The sequence below is a fragment of the Pseudomonas sp. FG43 genome, from assembly GCF_057809175.1.
The window spans coordinates 1-13,819 of record NZ_JBMDJL010000021.1; the positions used below are offsets into that span (position 1 = coordinate 1).

Genomic DNA, 13,819 nt, shown 5'->3' on the forward strand with positions numbered 1-13,819 from the left:
TGAATCCTCCTGAGGAAAGGTCAGAAGGTGTAAACCTTATTCAGGACGGGACAGTCTCCTGCAAAAAAGCCCGCAGCAATGCGGGCTTTTTTGTGTCTGTCATTTGGTGGTATCAGCCAAACGTGAAGCTCGAAATCAGACCTTCCTGATCTGTGTTCACCTGGACGCGGTTCAGATCGAATTCCCTGGTGCTGACATCGCCAGGACCCAGAACCCGGGCACGACCGGTCAGCTCGCTGATGTAGGCCTTGATAGTTGGTATGTAGCGGGTGCCGATCAGGTATTGAAGGGTCTGGGTGATTTGGTCGTTAGTCATTTTCATAGTCCTTTATGAAGAATGTCCGGAATGGACGCCCCTAGATTCATGGATCCAGACGCGCCCCAAGCGTTACTTATTTATATCTTTGGCCTCAAACACGACGTAAATCTTGCGGCATGTTTCCAGTACTTCCCAAGTCCCCCTGAAGCCTGCCGGGATCACGAACCGGTCTCCTGCCCGCAAGGTCTTGGCGCGGCCTTCCTCGTCACGCAGTACTGAAACACCCTGCACGATCTCGCAATACTCATGTTCGGTGTAATTGACCCGCCATTGCCCAGGTGTCCCTTCCCAGACGCCGGCATTCATCTGTCCGCACGGGCTGTTGTAGTGGTTGTAGATCGTCTGCTGCGGATCACCCTTGAAGACTTTTTCGGGGGCAGGGCGATAGTGCTCCGCAGTCGTACCGGCTTCGCTGAAATCGACAATGTTTTCGATGCTCATGTGTTCACCTGGCGCTGAGAAGTGATGCTGCTTGGATAACGCGCAGCCTTGATAAGTGCCGTGACGTTTAAAATGGTCGTTGAATAAAATCAACATATACGGCCAAAAGTGGCTATTTTTGTCAAATATATTGGATTTGCGAGATCGCTGGTTTAGGGTGGCGAATGCTTCGGGCTGAACTCGCAGGCTCGGGATCGAGTCCTTAATGTTCTACAGCCACGCCACTACCATCAAAAGGAGGACATGCGTATGACCACCCTGACTCATGCTGACTGGGAAAAACGTGCCCAGGATTTAAAGATAGAAGGCCGCGCCTTCATCCATGGCGAATATACAGCTTCCGCTTCAGCCGCTACCTTTGATTGCCTGAGCCCGGTTGATGGCCGTTTACTGGCCAAAGTCGCCAGTTGCGATGCCGCCGACGCCCAGCGTGCCGTAGACAGTGCCCGTAGCGTATTCAATTCCGGTGCGTGGTCGCGTCTTGCACCGACCAAGCGCAAGGCCACGATGATCCGTTTCGCGGGCCTGCTGAAAAAACACGTTGAAGAACTCGCTCTGCTTGAAACCCTGGACATGGGCAAGCCGATCAGCGACTCCTTCAATATCGACATTCCGGGTGCAGCCCAGGCGCTGAGCTGGAGTGGCGAGGCCATCGACAAACTGTACGACGAAGTCGCCGCCACGCCTCATGACCAGTTGGGCCTGGTAACCCGCGAGCCTGTGGGTGTCGTGGCGGCCATTGTGCCGTGGAACTTCCCGTTGCTGATGGCCTGCTGGAAGCTGGGGCCTGCGCTGTCCACCGGTAACTCGGTGATTCTCAAGCCTTCCGAAAAGTCGCCGCTGACCGCCATCCGCATCGCGCAACTGGCGATTGAAGCCGGTATTCCGGCTGGCGTGCTCAATGTCCTGCCGGGGCATGGTCATACCGTTGGCAAGGCTCTGGCCCTGCATATGGATGTGGATACCGTGGTGTTTACCGGTTCGACCAAGATCGCCAAGCAATTGCTGGTCTATTCGGGCGAGTCGAACATGAAGCGCGTCTGGCTTGAGGCTGGCGGCAAGAGCCCGAATATCGTCTTTGCCGATGCGCCGGACTTGCAGGCCGCCGCCGAAGCGGCTGCCAGCGCCATTGCCTTCAACCAGGGTGAAGTCTGTACGGCCGGTTCGCGGCTGTTGGTCGAGCGTTCCATCAAGGATCGCTTCCTGCCGCTGGTGATCGAGGCTCTCAAGGCCTGGAAGCCAGGCAATCCGCTGGACCCGGCGACGACAGTCGGTGCTCTGGTCGATACCCAGCAGATGAATACGGTGCTGTCGTACATCGAGGCCGGACACGCCGATGGCGCCAAGCTGGTCGCAGGCGGCAAGCGCATTCTGGAGGAAACGGGCGGTACGTATGTCGAGCCGACCATTTTCGATGGCGTGAACAATGCGATGAAAATCGCCCAGGAAGAAATCTTCGGTCCGGTTCTGTCCGTCCTGACCTTCGACAGCGCTGAAGAAGCCATTCAGATCGCCAACGACACGCAATATGGTCTGGCTGCGGCGGTATGGACGTCTGACTTGTCCAAGGCGCACCTGACAGCCAGAGCATTGCGGGCCGGTAGCGTGTGGGTCAATCAGTACGATGGTGGCGACATGACCGCTCCGTTCGGAGGCTTCAAGCAATCGGGCAATGGCCGCGACAAGTCGCTGCATGCGTTCGATAAATACACCGAACTGAAATCAACCTGGATCAAGCTGTAAACACGGTTTTGTAAGGCTTTAATCTGTGGGAGCGAATTCATTCGCGAATGAATTCGCTCCCACAGGTCCAGGTTTGCCGGTTGTATTGAACACTTCTTGACCCGTCGGAGCAGGGAAATGCGTTGGGGTACTTATTTCGCTGTGCTGGCCTCGGTCCTGAGTGTCGGCCTGGCGGTGGGCGTCAGCATGCCGCTGGTGTCATTGCGGCTGGAAAGCTGGGGCTATGGCACGTTTGCCATCGGGATCATGGCGGCGATGCCTGCCATCGGGGTGCTGCTGGGCGCGGGGCTTGCGAGCCGACTGGCCTCACACTTCGGCACGGCGAACCTGATGCGTCTGTGTCTGTGGGCCGGTGCATTCTCGGTCGGTCTGCTGGCGCTGCTGCCTTATTACGAGGTCTGGCTGGTCTTGCGCCTGATGCTGGGCGTGATCCTGACCATCGTCTTCATTCTGGGCGAGAGCTGGATCAACCAGTTGGTGATCGAGCGTTTGCGTGGGCGTCTGGTCGCTCTGTATGGCAGTTGCTATGCCTTGAGCCAACTGGCCGGGCCGCTGTTGCTGGGCGTGATCGGCACCGAGGCCGATTATGGTTTCTGGATCGGCGTGGCGCTGCTGGTCAGTTCACCCTTGCTGTTGCTCGGGCGCAGCGGAGCGCCGAGTACCGAAGCCTGCTCGGTGACGTTTCGGGATTTGCTCGGCTTTTGCCGGGGCATGCCGGCCATCGCCTGGGCGGTTTCTCTGTTTGCCGCGTTCGAGGCGCTGATCCTGACGCTCTTGCCGGTTTACTGTCTGCGCGAAGGCTTCACGCCGGAAATCGCCTTGATGATGGTGAGCACTGTGGTGGTCGGGGATGCGTTGCTGCAATTGCCGATCGGCCTGCTGGCTGACCGTGTATCGCGTCGTGCCCTGTTCTCGGGCTGCGCGATTGCCTTGCTGGTTTCCAGCCTGTTGATCCCGTTGCTGATCGATACAGTGCTGATCTGGCCACTGTGGGTGCTGTTTGGCGCCAGTGCGGGTGGTTTGTTTACTCTGTCGCTGATTCTGATTGGCGAGCGTTATCGCGATGATGCGCTGGTGCGCGCCAATGCTCATGTGGCTCAGCTCTGGGGCATCGGTTGCCTGCTCGGGCCGCTGGCTGCCGGTGCCGGTAGCCAGTGGGTCAGTGGCCATGCCTTGCCGTTGATGATGGCGGCCGGGGCATTCGGGTTGGTGATTCTGTCGTTGAGAAGCAATGCATTCGGCGGCAAACAACCCATTGCCGCTTAGAGCATCTTTTCCAGGCCAATGGCCTTGCTGACCCAGGAGTTCAGGCGGCGCCACCAGCCGCCTGGCTCCTTGTGCAGGGTATGCATCTGGCCGTTGTCTTCGGTCACCCATACCACTTGCCCGTTTTCCAGTTTCACCTCGTAGCTCAGGTTCGGGGCCATGCCTTGCAGGGTCAGTTCGCGCAGTTCTTCGGCCAGTTGCGGGCTGTCGACCAGCACGCCTACTTCGGTGTTCCACAGCACCGAGCGCGGGTCGAAATTGAACGAGCCGACAAAGATCTTCTGCCGATCAAAAATCATCGCCTTGCTGTGCAGGCTTGAGTCGGAACTGGTGAGGAACGAGCTTTTCTTGAACAGATGCGGGCCGCTGCCGCTGCTTCCCGTGTCGCCGGGTTGGCGGCGCAGCTCGAAGAGTTTTACGTCATGTTCCAGCAGCGCCTTGCGATAGGGCGCATAGCCGCCATGCACGGCGGGTACGTCGGTAGCTTCCAGTGAGTTGGTCAGCAGGCTCACGGACACACCGGCGTCCGCTCGGTTGGTGAGGTACAGCAAGCCGGCTTCGCCCGGCACGAAGTACGCCGAAATCAGCATCAACTCCTGATGCGCCTTCAGCAGCTCGGGAGCCAGTTGCGTCGTGAGCAGCAAGTGCGGATCGGGCTCTCCGCGCGCCAGTACCTTGGTCGGAGCATCCCACAAGGCCTGGTTGTGTGCCCAGACCAGTTCGTTGAGCCAGGTTTTCAGGCGAGGCCGGGTCTTGTAGCTCATCAGGCGCTCGTACAGGGCTTTATGTAGCTGATGGGCCTCTTCCAGAGAAGCGGCCAACCGTTCACGGGCCTGGGTCAGGTCGCTGGCGGTGGGCAGGATGTACATGAACTCATCAATGGGTTTGCTCAGCGTGCTGTTCCAGTACTGATCGAAGCTGTGTCCCAATTGCTCGGCGACCGGCCCGACGCTGAGCATGTCGATGTCGGTAAAGTTCATGTTGGGCTCGGCGTCGAAGTACTCGTCACCCAGGTTGCGTCCACCGACGATGGCGACACTGTTGTCGGCCAGCCACAGTTTGTTGTGCATGCGTCGATGTTGCCGTGACAGGTTCATCAGCCTCCCGACGCTGCGTGTCACGCCGGTCTCGCGGCCAAGGTTCTGCGGGTTGAACAGGCGGATCTGGATGTTCGGGTGAGCGGCGAGGGTGGCAATGGGCTGATCGAGGCCGTCACTGGTGGTGTCGTCCAGCAGGATTCGCACACGAACCCCGCGATCTGCCGCCTTGAGCAGCTCATCGATCAGGGCGCGGGTGCTCAGGCCGTCATGCACGATGTAGTACTGCAGATCCAGGCTGCTTTTGGCATTGCGGATCAGCTCGGCACGGGCCATGAAGGCATCGGTGCTTTCGGGCAGCAGGCGAAACCCCGAGCGCCCTTCATGGGGCATTGCCAAGGCCTGGATCGAGCGCCCGAATTCGGAGGTTGAAGGCGCCAGGGCCTGGCTCGGCTCGTTGGGAACGCTGAGATGAGTGCAGCCACTGACGCACAGCGCAACCAGCAGGCAAAGGGGCAAGGCCCATGATTTCTTCAAATTGTTTATCCGTCAGGCAGGGTTTCGCATGCGATATGACCCTGGAATAGCGGAAAGATTTTCAGACGTCAGTCGGTTTGTTCGGTCATTTTCGCAATCGTCAGGCCAATCTTGCGTATGGCGCTCTCGATTTCGGGTGTCGGTTTTGGGGCGAAGTTCATGCGCAGGCAGTTCCGGTATTTTCCCGATGCCGAGAAAATACTGCCCACTGCGATCTGTACGTTGTGCTCCAGCAAGGCACGATTCAGGCGCAATGTGTCGAAATCTTCCGCCAGTTCCACCCATAGCATGAAGCCGCCTTGAGGCCGGCTGACCCGTGTGCCTTCTGGAAAGTAGCGCATGACCCAGTCGATCATCTGGTCGCGGCTGCGCTGGTATTGCGTGCGCATGCGCCGCAGATGCGGCTCGTAGTGGCCACCCTGAAGGAATTCGGCAATCGCCAGTTGCGGCTGAGGGGCTGTCGAGCCGGTGCCGATGTATTTCATGTGCAGCACACGTTCCAGATAACGCCCCGGCGCGACCCAGCCGACACGCAGCCCAGGGGCAAGGCTCTTGGAGAACGAACTGCACAGCAGGACGCGGCCATCTTCATCGAAGGACTTGATGGTGCGCGGGCGAGGGTAGTTGAAGGCGAGGTCGCCATACACATCGTCCTCGATGATCGCCACATCGAAACGCTGCGCAAGGGTCAGCAAAGCCCGCTTGCGCGCTTCGGGCATCACGTAGCCCAGTGGATTGTTGCAACTGGGCGTCAGCTGTATGACCTTGATGGGCCATTGTTCCAGCGCCAGTTCCAGGGCTTCGAGGCTAATGCCCGTTATCGGGTCGGTGGGGATTTCCAGCGCTTTCATGCCCAGCCCTTTCAAGGTCTGCATGGCGCCGAAGAAGCTGGGCGAATCCACTGCTACGATGTCGCCTGGCGAGCAAATGGCGCGGATGCTCGCCGACAAGGCCTCGTGACAGCCCGTAGTGATGATCAGGTCATTGGCCGTGAGGTTACAGCCGGAATCCAGCATCAGGCGTGCGATCTGTTCGCGAAGTGTATGGACACCGTAGATATTGTCGTAGTACAGACTGGGCATGCTCTGGCGGCGACTCAGCTGACTCAGCGAGCGCAGCAGCGGTTTGAGGGTCGGGCTGCTGATATCCGGCATGCCACGCCCCAACTGGGTAACTGCATTGGCAGGTGAGACGCGAATCAGGTCCAGCACCTGTTCCCATTGGGAAATATCCACCGGCCTTTGTACCGGGCGGCCCACTGCCGGGAGTGCCGGTGCCTTTCTGCTGGCGGGCACGAAATAGCCGGACTTGGGTTTCGGTGCTGCCAGCCCACTGTCCTCCAGCACTCGATACGCCTGTTGAACGGTGCTCAGGCTGACGCCGTGTTCAAGGCTCAGAGCCCGAACCGACGGCAAGCGGTCGCCTGGGCGATAGAAGCCGTTTTCAATGCGTGAGCCAAGCAGTTCGGCAAGATTGACGTAGAGCGTCATGGCGTACTCTTGAGTGTTGTGGGCTGATAAGCAATACAGATTGGGCAAAAATATAGCATTCAGTGCGGATTCTGACTTGTCTGTATGTAAATAAATAATGGTTTTTGAATCTGTAATGGTTTTCCGGGACGCTCCATCATGACATCACACCAAAACGTGATGGAGGGTCGAAAAATGAACGGGCTCAGCGATGTGCGTTTAGCGCTTCACAGCCAGGAGTTGGAGGAGAAGAGTTCGGTCAAGGCCAGGACGAACTCACAGCCAGACATGAGCCGTTGGGCGCTGTACCGTCACCGCTGGACAACCCGCCACGCGCTGCTGAAGCTGACCGACGATCAGCTTCGCGACATCGGGCTCGATGCTCAACAGGCCATGGCTGAAGCCATGAAACCCTTCTGGAAGATGTAAGTCAGCGCAGTTCCTTGAGCCGATGCCAGAGCATTCCCAGCGCCAGCAATGGCGAGCGCAGATACTTGCCGCCGGGGAAGGTCATGTGCGGCACCCTGGCAAACAACTCGAAGCCATCGCTGTGCTGACCGGCGATGGCTTCGGCCAGTAATCTGCCTGCCAGGTGAGTGGCATTGAGGCCGTGGCCCGCATAGGCCTGGGCATAGAACACATTGGGCTGGTTCTTGAGCTGGCCGATCTGCGGCAGACGGTTGGCACCGATGCCGATCATCCCGCCCCATTGATAATCGATTTTCACCCCGGCCAGTTGCGGGAAGACCTCAAGCATCTTGGGCCGCATGTAGGCGGCGATATCCTGTGGGTCGCGCCCCGAGTAGTGACACGCGCCACCGAACAGCAGGCGCCGGTTGGCTGAAAGCCGGTAGTAATCCACCGTCACCCGCTGGTCACAGATCGCCATGTCCCGCGGTATCAGTTCGGCTGCCTGTGCCTGGGTCAGCGGCTCTGTCGCAATGATATAGCTGCCGGCAGGCAGAACCTTGCCGCCGAGTTCCGGGTTCAGATCATTCATGTAGGCGTTGCAGCACAGCACCAGGGTTTTGGCTTGAACCGAGCCCGATGCGGTATGCACTCTGACCTGCGGGCCATAGTCGATGCGCGTCACGCCTGAGTTCTCGAACAGTCGAACGCCCAGCGCTTGAGCGGCGGCGGCTTCGCCCAGCGCCAGGTTCAAGGGATGCAGATGCCCGGAACCCATGTCGATCATGCCTCCGACGTAGCGATCCGAACCCACTACGCAGTGCATCTGTTCCGGTTGCAGCAGTTGCAGGCTGTGGCGGTAGCCCAGGCTGCGCAATTCTTCGAGGTCTTCAGCGAAACCGGCAAGATCACGCGGCTTGTTGGCGACGTCGCAATAACCCCATTTCAGGTCGCAGTCGATGCCATGGCGCTCGACCCGCTGGCGAACGATCTCGACCGCTTCGATCCCCATCAGCTTGAGCTGGCGCACGCCATCATGGCCGATGACCGGGGTGAACTGCTCAAGGTCATGGCCGACGCCACGGATCAATTGCCCGCCATTGCGTCCGCTGGCACCCCAGCCGATCTTGCGGGCTTCAAGCAAGGCAACGCTTAAACCACGCTCGGCCAGTTCGATGGCTGTGTTCAGCCCGGAAAACCCGCCGCCAACCACACACACATCCACCGTCAGCTCACCTTGTAGCGCAGGGTGATCCGGTTGCGGATGGCTGCTGGCGGCGTAATACGAGGCGGCGTGCTGGTTGTGGTGAACGCGGGCGTTCATGGAGTGATCCTGTTGGCGGGGGTGAAAATCAGCAGCGAGGATAAGCCGCTGTCATGCGCCTGCCAACTGAGGCAAAATCCCATCACTGTGTTCGGGTGGTCGATTCAATGAGCTGCAACCGTGAAAAAATCCGCGATCTGCGGCGTCAGATTCCCTCGTTCGAGTGTGTGCCTGGTTGCCACGATTGCTGTGGCCCGGTGACCACCTCACCCGAAGAAATGTCCCGCCTGCCCCGCAAGACCGCCGCCGAACAGGAAGCCGCGCTGAACGAGCTGAACTGTGTGCATCTTGGCCCCAACGGCTGCACGGTGTATGACGAGCGCCCGCTGATCTGCCGTCTGTTCGGTACCACCCAGACCCTGCCATGCCCGAACGGACGGCGACCTGTCGAGCTGATTCATCCTCGGGTCGAGAAACAGATCCATGAGTACATGGCTTCGACAAGGCAGGTGCTGGTCTAAACCCTATTTGCGAATGAATTCGCTCCCACCGGGGGGCATTGGGGTTAATCCGCAATCGGCAGGTTCAGGCTCTCCTTCACTTCTTCCATCACGATATAGCTCTTGGACTCCCGCACATGGGGCAGTTTGAGCAGGATGTCGCCCAGCAGCTTGCGGTACGAAGCCATTTCCGAGATGCGGGCCTTGACCAGGTAGTCGAAGTCGCCTGACACCAGATGGCATTCCAGTACATGAGGCAGTTTCAGGATTGCCCGACGAAACTCGTCGAAAGTGTCGCCTGATTTGTAATCCAGACTAATCTCCACGAAAACCAGCAGGCTGGCCTTGAGGTACTGAGGGTTGAGACGGGCGTTGTAGCCCATGATGATGCCTTCGCGTTCCAGCCTGCGCACCCGCTCGGTGCAGGGGGTGGTCGACAGCCCGACGCGCTCCCCAAGCTCCGTGAACGAGATTCGTCCGTCTGCCTGGAGGATGCGCAGGATATTGCGGTCGATCTTGTCCAGCTCACGTTTTGACTGGTGTTGAGTGCGCACAGGCGGTTTCCCCTCTACGAAAACGTTCTTTGCCGATAATTAGCGCTGAATATACGCAGATATACAGTGAGATACACTGCTCGATGCTCAATATACTGCACACATTCCTGCTTTAAACTTCAAATGTCAGCGGATATCCGCGATGAGGTTGTCGACATGCGTGTTCTGGTCCTTGGTAGTGGTGTGATCGGTACAACCAGTGCCTATTATCTGGCTCGGGCCGGCTTCCAGGTTACAGTGGTGGATCGTCAGCCAGCCGTAGCCATGGAAACCAGTTTTGCCAACGCCGGCCAGGTATCGCCAGGCTACGCATCGCCATGGGCTGCGCCGGGCGTGCCGCTCAAGGCAATCAAATGGCTGCTTCAGCGTCATGCGCCCTTGGCGATCAAGGCCACGGCCGATATCGATCAGTACCTGTGGATGGCGCAAATGCTGCGCAACTGCACCGCCAGCCGCTATGCCGTGAACAAGGAGCGCATGGTGCGTCTGTCCGAGTACAGCCGCGATTGCCTCGACGAGCTGCGTCTTGAAACCGGCATTGCCTACGAAGGCCGCAGCCTGGGCACCACTCAGTTGTTCCGCACCCAGGAGCAACTGGACAACGCTGCGAAAGACATCGCGGTTCTTGAACAATCCGGTGTGCCCTACGAACTGCTGGACCGCGAAGGCATTGCCCGGGTCGAGCCGGCTCTGGCTGGCGTCACCAACATTCTGAGTGGTGCATTGCGTCTGCCCAACGACCAGACCGGCGACTGCCAACTGTTCACTACCCGTCTGGCGGAAATGGCCGTCAAGTTGGGCGTCGAGTTTCGTTACGGCCAGTCCATCGAGCGCCTCGACCATGTGGGCGACCGTATCAATGGCGTCTGGATCGATGGCAAGCTCGAAACCGCAGACCGTTATGTGCTGGCGCTGGGCAGCTACTCGCCGCAATTGCTCAAGCCGCTGGGTATCCGGGCGCCGGTCTACCCGCTCAAGGGCTATTCCTTGACCGTGCCGATCACCAATGCCGACATGGCACCGACCTCGACCATTCTCGATGAAACCTACAAGGTTGCCATCACCCGTTTCGACAACCGTATCCGCGTTGGCGGTATGGCTGAAATTGCCGGTTACGACCTGTCGCTCAACCCTCGGCGTCGCGAAACACTGGAGATGATCGTCAACGACCTCTATCCTCGGGGCGGCGATCTGACCCAGGCCAGTTTCTGGACCGGGCTGCGTCCGACCACGCCGGATGGCACACCTATCGTGGGTGCAACGCCGTTCCGTAATCTGTTCCTCAATACCGGCCACGGAACACTTGGCTGGACCATGGCTTGCGGCTCCGGGCGTTTGCTGGCCGACCTCATGGCGAGCGAAAAACCTCAGATCAGTGCCGCAGGCCTCGATATTTCTCGCTATGGCAGTACCAAGGAGAGTGCAAAACATGTCAATCCAGCGCCAGCTCACCAATGAGCGCATGAGTCAGATCGTCGTCCACAATGGCACCGTTTATCTGTCGGGGCAGGTGGGGGATGACATGGCGGGCGGGATCGAAAAGCAGACCCGCGAGACACTCGATAACATCGAGCGTCTTCTGGACCTGGCAGGCACAACCAAAAGTCGCATCCTGTCTGTCACGATTTACCTGAAGGACATCGATGCTCACTTTGCTGGCATGAACAGCGTCTGGGACAAATGGCTGCCAAAAGGCGTCGCACCTGCGCGTGCGACGGTCGAGGCCAAGCTGTGCGAACCGGAGATCCTGGTCGAGCTTTCAGTGGTTGCTGCGTTGCCATAACCGTAGGAATTCATTCGCGAAGGCTGAGCCGCATACTGCATGGATGTGTTGGGTGTGGCTTTCGCGAATGAATTCGCTCCTACATGAGTTTTAATCTTTTCTATATCAGAACTATCTTCCCATGCGTCCAGCCCGCGCCCTGATTGATCTTCAAGCCCTGCGTCACAATTACCAACTGGCCCGCGAAGCGACCGGTGCCAAAGCCCTCGCCGTTATCAAGGCCGATGCTTATGGTCACGGCGCTGTGCGTGTGGCCCAGGCATTGGAGGCCCAAGCCGACGGTTTTGCCGTGGCCTGCATCGAAGAGGCTCTGGAGCTGCGTGAAGCGGGCATTCGTGCGCCGATCCTGTTGCTGGAAGGTTTCTTCGAGGCCGATGAGCTGGCGCTGATCGTTGAGCATGACCTGTGGTTCGTCGTGCATTCCCTATGGCAACTGGAAGCCATCGAAAAAGCCAGCATCAGCAAGCCGTTGACCGTATGGCTCAAGCTCGACACCGGCATGCACCGGGTCGGCTTGCATCCGTCCGAGTATCAGGCGGGTTATCAACGTCTGCTGGCGACCGGCAAGGTGGCGAAGATCGTCTTGATGAGCCACTTCGCCCGTGCCGACGAACTGGCGTGCTCGCGCAGTGATGAGCAGGTCGCCGTATTCGAGGCCGCCCGCCAGGGCCTCATGGCGGAAGTCAGCCTGCGCAACTCGCCCGCGGTACTGGGCTGGCCGAATATTCCCAGTGACTGGGTACGTCCCGGCATCATGCTGTATGGCGCAACGCCCTTCGACCAGCCGCAGGCACTGGCTGACCGCTTGCAGCCGGTCATGACTCTGGAGTCGAAAATCATCGGCGTGCGCGAACTGCCTGCTGGCGAGCCTGTGGGTTATGGCGCCATTTTTGTCACCGAACGCCCGACCCGTGTCGGTGTAGTAGCCATGGGTTATGCCGATGGCTATCCGCGCCAGGCGCCTACTGGTACGCCGGTCTGGATCGACGGTCAGCCGAGCCGGTTGCTGGGGCGGGTTTCCATGGACATGCTCTGTGTGGACCTGACCGACTTGCCTCAGGCGGGCCTCGGCAGCCATGTCGAGCTGTGGGGCAAGAACGTACTGGCCAGCGAAGTTGCTGCGCAGGCTGGCACCATCCCTTACCAGATATTCTGCAATCTGCGGCGTGTCCCGAGGGTCTATTCGCAAGAATGACCCCGCTGGCCCGGTTAAAAGTCCGAAGTGTTGTAAATACTGAACGCTGTTGCCATCATGTCGTTCATCTCGACTTTAACCTTACCGAACCAGGGGGAATGCCGCATTGGACGTCGGTGAACGACTGCAATCCATTCGCAAGCTCAAGGGCCTGTCCCAGCGCGAACTCGCCAAGCGGGCAGGTGTGACCAACAGCACCATTTCCATGATCGAGAAAAACAGCGTCAGCCCCTCGATCAGTTCCCTGCGCAAGGTGCTCGGCGGGATTCCCATGTCCATGGTCGAGTTCTTTTCCGAAGAGCTTGAGCCGGAAAATCCAACCCAGGTGGTCTACAAGGCCAGCGAGTTGATTGATATTTCCGATGGTGCCGTGACCATGAAACTGGTGGGCAAATCGCATCCCGGTCGGGCCATTGCCTTTCTCAACGAAATCTACCCGCCAGGGGCCGATACCGGTGAAGAAATGCTGGTACACGAAGGCGAAGAAACCGGAATTCTGGTCGAAGGACGACTGGAACTGGTCGTCGGTCTGGACACCTACATCCTCGAAGCAGGCGACAGCTACTATTTCGAGAGCACCAAACCACATCGATTCCGTAATCCGTTCGATGTGCCGGCGCGACTAATCAGCGCAGCCACCCCGGCCAATTTTTGACCAGAAGTAGCGCAATCGCCTCATGTATACGGGCTGGCTGGCCAGACACCCCATGAACGGGCTTCAAGGCTAATAACCTTTCTGTCTGTAGGGGTGTTTCGGCTCAAAGGGCTAGTCGCTATAATTCGCCCGCCTGCCAAACCGTGGTCGCGGGCGTGATTAGTCACCATGAGGGTGTAAGCGTGAACCTGATAAACAAGAGACTGGCAGCGGCTGCCATGTTGGCTTTTTGGGCATTCAACGCTCAGGCAGCGACGAATGATGAAATTGCCAAACGACTCGAACCGGTCGGGCAGGTCTGTATTCAAGGCAAGGAATGCGCAGGTATGGCAGTCACGGCATCAGTCGGTGGCGGCGGCGCGAAATCCCCCGACGATGTCATCGCCAAACACTGCACCGCCTGCCACAGCGTCGGGCTGCTGAATGCACCCAAGATCGGCGACACTGCCGCCTGGGACGAGCGAGCCAGGAAAGAAGGTGGCCTTGACGGCCTGCTGGCCAAAGCCATCACCGGCCTCAACGCCATGCCACCCAAAGGCACCTGCGGCGACTGCACCGATGAGGACCTCAAAGGTGCGATTCAGAAGATGTCCGGGCTCAAATAAGCTCAACGCTGTATCGAGAACCGCCGCGGAAACCTGATCTTCG

The 13,819-nt window shown here is 58.7% G+C and carries 15 protein-coding genes; 9 read left to right on the plus strand and 6 right to left on the minus strand.

Annotated elements, in window-relative coordinates; all coding sequences use genetic code 11:
* Positions 1-112 precede the first annotated feature (112 nt).
* Both ACODS3_RS21155 and ACODS3_RS21160 read right to left on the minus strand, forming a co-directional pair.
* Entirely contained in the window at positions 113-316 is a 204-nt protein-coding gene (locus tag ACODS3_RS21155; protein ID WP_201001041.1) for an I78 family peptidase inhibitor, read from the minus strand.
* Positions 317-388: 72 nt separating this feature from the next.
* Entirely contained in the window at positions 389-760 is a 372-nt protein-coding gene (locus tag ACODS3_RS21160; protein ID WP_201019471.1) for a cupin domain-containing protein, read from the minus strand.
* Positions 761-1,009: 249 nt separating this feature from the next.
* Between ACODS3_RS21160 and ACODS3_RS21165 the strand changes: the two genes are divergently transcribed.
* Positions 1,010-2,503, plus strand: a complete 1,494-nt coding sequence (locus ACODS3_RS21165; protein WP_201001043.1) for an aldehyde dehydrogenase — start codon at positions 1,010-1,012, stop codon at positions 2,501-2,503.
* A gap of 117 nt (positions 2,504-2,620) precedes the next feature.
* Positions 2,621-3,769 carry an MFS transporter gene (locus ACODS3_RS21170; RefSeq protein WP_201019470.1) on the plus strand — a complete coding sequence of 383 codons (1,149 nt, stop codon included), beginning with the start codon at positions 2,621-2,623 and terminating at the stop codon, positions 3,767-3,769.
* Here the strand turns inward: ACODS3_RS21170 and ACODS3_RS21175 are convergent.
* Positions 3,766-5,343: a phospholipase D family protein gene (locus tag ACODS3_RS21175; RefSeq protein ID WP_201019469.1), complete on the minus strand. Its 1,578-nt coding sequence runs from the start codon at positions 5,341-5,343 to the stop codon at positions 3,766-3,768. The genes ACODS3_RS21170 and ACODS3_RS21175 overlap by 4 nt on opposite strands.
* Before the next feature lie 68 nt (positions 5,344-5,411).
* Positions 5,412-6,833, minus strand: a complete 1,422-nt coding sequence (locus ACODS3_RS21180; protein ID WP_201019468.1) for an aminotransferase-like domain-containing protein — start codon at positions 6,831-6,833, stop codon at positions 5,412-5,414.
* Positions 6,834-7,007: 174 nt separating this feature from the next.
* Here ACODS3_RS21180 and ACODS3_RS21185 point away from each other — a divergent pair, with 174 nt between their 5' ends.
* Complete coding sequence (locus ACODS3_RS21185) at positions 7,008-7,241, plus strand: DUF1127 domain-containing protein (protein WP_201019467.1); 234 nt, start codon at positions 7,008-7,010, stop codon at positions 7,239-7,241.
* Between the two features lies 1 nt (position 7,242).
* On the opposite strand, the gene ACODS3_RS21190 is transcribed toward ACODS3_RS21185, so the two are convergent.
* Positions 7,243-8,544: an NAD(P)/FAD-dependent oxidoreductase gene (locus ACODS3_RS21190; RefSeq protein ID WP_489036126.1), complete on the minus strand. Its 1,302-nt coding sequence runs from the start codon at positions 8,542-8,544 to the stop codon at positions 7,243-7,245.
* A gap of 107 nt (positions 8,545-8,651) precedes the next feature.
* On the opposite strand from ACODS3_RS21190, the gene ACODS3_RS21195 reads away from it, so the two are divergent.
* Positions 8,652-9,005 (plus strand): YkgJ family cysteine cluster protein, encoded by a 354-nt coding sequence (locus ACODS3_RS21195; protein WP_200993666.1) that lies wholly within the window; start codon positions 8,652-8,654, stop codon positions 9,003-9,005.
* 44 nt (positions 9,006-9,049) lie between these two features.
* Here ACODS3_RS21195 and ACODS3_RS21200 read toward each other — a convergent pair whose 3' ends face one another.
* Complete coding sequence (locus ACODS3_RS21200) at positions 9,050-9,538, minus strand: Lrp/AsnC ligand binding domain-containing protein (RefSeq protein WP_025257931.1); 489 nt, start codon at positions 9,536-9,538, stop codon at positions 9,050-9,052.
* 156 nt (positions 9,539-9,694) lie between these two features.
* Here ACODS3_RS21200 and dadA point away from each other — a divergent pair, with 156 nt between their 5' ends.
* From dadA to ACODS3_RS21225, 5 genes are all read left to right on the plus strand, one after another.
* The gene (dadA, locus tag ACODS3_RS21205) at positions 9,695-10,996 is read left to right on the plus strand and encodes a D-amino acid dehydrogenase (RefSeq protein ID WP_201001053.1); all 1,302 of its coding nucleotides are present in this window, start codon (positions 9,695-9,697) and stop codon (positions 10,994-10,996) included.
* Entirely contained in the window at positions 10,968-11,321 is a 354-nt protein-coding gene (locus ACODS3_RS21210; protein ID WP_201001054.1) for a RidA family protein, read from the plus strand. Before dadA ends, ACODS3_RS21210 begins: the two co-directional genes overlap by 29 nt.
* 121 nt (positions 11,322-11,442) lie before the next feature.
* The gene (alr, locus tag ACODS3_RS21215; protein ID WP_489036128.1) at positions 11,443-12,516 is read left to right on the plus strand and encodes an alanine racemase; all 1,074 of its coding nucleotides are present in this window, start codon (positions 11,443-11,445) and stop codon (positions 12,514-12,516) included.
* Positions 12,517-12,622: 106 nt separating this feature from the next.
* The gene (locus ACODS3_RS21220; protein ID WP_025257935.1) at positions 12,623-13,171 is read left to right on the plus strand and encodes a cupin domain-containing protein; all 549 of its coding nucleotides are present in this window, start codon (positions 12,623-12,625) and stop codon (positions 13,169-13,171) included.
* Positions 13,172-13,353: 182 nt separating this feature from the next.
* Positions 13,354-13,776, plus strand: coding sequence for a c-type cytochrome (locus tag ACODS3_RS21225; protein WP_489036130.1), 423 nt, complete (start codon positions 13,354-13,356; stop codon positions 13,774-13,776).
* The last annotated feature ends 43 nt before the right edge of the window (positions 13,777-13,819 follow it).